Origin of the sequence: Streptomyces capoamus (assembly GCF_014654935.1) — a bacterium.
GTDB classification, from domain to species: Bacteria; Actinomycetota; Actinomycetes; order Streptomycetales; family Streptomycetaceae; genus Streptomyces; species Streptomyces capoamus.
In genome coordinates this window covers 36595-38460 of record NZ_BNBF01000010.1, presented here as the reverse complement: position 1 = coordinate 38460, position 1866 = coordinate 36595, and the positions used below count along the sequence as shown (strand labels likewise).

The window sequence follows — 1866 nt, the reverse complement described above, 5'->3', positions numbered from 1 at the left end:
CACTGGCCCTGCGCGTGGCGACCGGCGCGCGCGGAGTGCTGCGCGTGGTCCGCGGCCGGCTCCGCCGCCTGCTTCACTGAACACACGGGCCGACCGACGAGCTGACGAGGGGATGGCCGCAATGACCTGGCTGATCACCGGCGGCGCCGGATACATCGGGGCGCACGTCGTACGGGCGATGACCGAGGCGGGTGAGCGCGCGGTCGTCTACGACGACCTGTCCACCGGCGTGGCCGCGCGCGTACCGGCCGAGGTGCCGCTGGTGCGCGGCTCCGTGCTGGACGCGGACCGGGTGGCCCGCGCCCTCGCCGAGCACGGGATCACCGGGGTCGTCCACCTGGCGGCGAAGAAGCAGGTGGGCGAGTCGGTGCAGCGCCCGCTGCACTACTACCGGGAGAACGTCGAGGGCCTGCGGGTGCTGCTGGAGGCGGTGACGGCGGCGCAGGTCCCGTCCTTCCTGTTCTCCTCTTCCGCGGCCGTCTACGGCATGCCCGACGTCGACCTGGTGACCGAGGAGACCCCCTGCCGGCCGCTGTCCCCCTACGGCGAGACCAAACTGGCCGGCGAGTGGCTCGTGCGCGCCGCGGGCCGGGCGACCGGCATGGCCACGGCGGCGCTCCGCTACTTCAACGTGGCCGGCGCGGCCGCTCCCGAGCTGGCCGACACCGGCGTGTCCAACCTGGTCCCCATGGCGTTCGAGCGGCTCTCGCAGGGCGCGGCGCCGCGGATCTTCGGCGACGACTATCCGACGCCCGACGGCACCTGCGTCCGCGACTACATCCACGTGGCCGACCTGGCCGAGGCCCATGTGACCGTCGCCCGCGCGCTGCGCTCCGCGCCCGGCACCGACCTGACCCTCAACATCGGCCGGGGCGAGGGCGTGTCCGTCCGCGAGATGATCGACCGCGTCAACGCGGTCACCGGCTACGACCGCCCCCCGACCGTGACCCCGCGCCGGCCCGGCGACCCCGCCCGCGTGGTCGCCTCGGCCGCCCGCATCGCCACGGAACTGGGCTGGCAGGCCAAGTACGACGTCCAGGACATGATCGCGTCGGCGTGGGAGGGCTGGGTCCGGGTGCACCCGGAGGCGGCGCGGTCGTAGCGCGCCCCACCCGGTCCCACCGCGGTCCCCGGCACCTCACAGCGCCTTGAGCGCCCCCGCCGTGGCCCGGGCCAGCTGCTCCAGGTAGCCCTTGGGCAGCTTGGGCGAGCGGATCACCACCGCGCGCCAGTACAGCGGACCGGAGATCAGGTCCAGGGCCAGCTCGGGGTCGAGCCCCGCCGCCAGTTCCCCGCGCGTCTCCGCCGCCGCCACGATCCGGCTGGCCACCCCCTCCTGGCCGTCCCGCAGCGCCTTCTGGAACGCGTCCGCGAGGTCGGGATTGCGGGCGGCCTCGGCCTGGAGGTCGGGGATGATCTGCGAGGCGACCGGATGCCGCAGCGCGCGGGACGTGACCTCGTACAGCAGCCGCAGGTCGCCCTCCAGGGACCCGGTGTCCGGCACCGGGAACCCGGTCACGGCCAGCGCCGACACCACGTCCAGCACCAGGTGCAGCTTCGAACGCCACCGCCGGTACACCGCCGTCTTACCGACACCGGCCCGCCGGGCGATCCCCTCGATGGACATGCGCGCGTAGCCGACGGCCGCCAGTTCGTCGAAGACGGCCGCCCGGATCGCCTCGGTGACGTCCTCCCGGAGCACGGCCGCGCCGGCGGGCGCCCGGCGGCGCGCACGCACCGGCGGCTCGTCGGCGGACCCGGCGTTCGTCGTCATACCGCACAGCATAGGGCGTCACGACGAAACGGTTGCGTTCCGACGTCGATTGGCCCTACGCTCGCGTTGCGACGATACGGTCCCGTCCCGAC

2 protein-coding genes are annotated in these 1866 nt (G+C 74.4%); one reads left to right on the top strand and one right to left on the bottom strand.

Annotated features, from left to right (window positions below):
• The first annotated feature begins 121 nt into the window (after positions 1-121).
• Positions 122-1102 carry a UDP-glucose 4-epimerase GalE gene (gene galE, locus IE312_RS17445; RefSeq protein ID WP_189982808.1) on the top strand — a complete coding sequence of 327 codons (981 nt, stop codon included), beginning with the start codon at positions 122-124 and terminating at the stop codon, positions 1100-1102.
• 36 nt (positions 1103-1138) lie between these two features.
• Here the strand turns inward: galE and IE312_RS17440 are convergent, their stop codons facing one another.
• Positions 1139-1774, bottom strand: a complete 636-nt coding sequence (locus IE312_RS17440) for a TetR/AcrR family transcriptional regulator (RefSeq protein ID WP_189982806.1) — start codon at positions 1772-1774, stop codon at positions 1139-1141.
• Positions 1775-1866 lie beyond the last annotated feature (92 nt).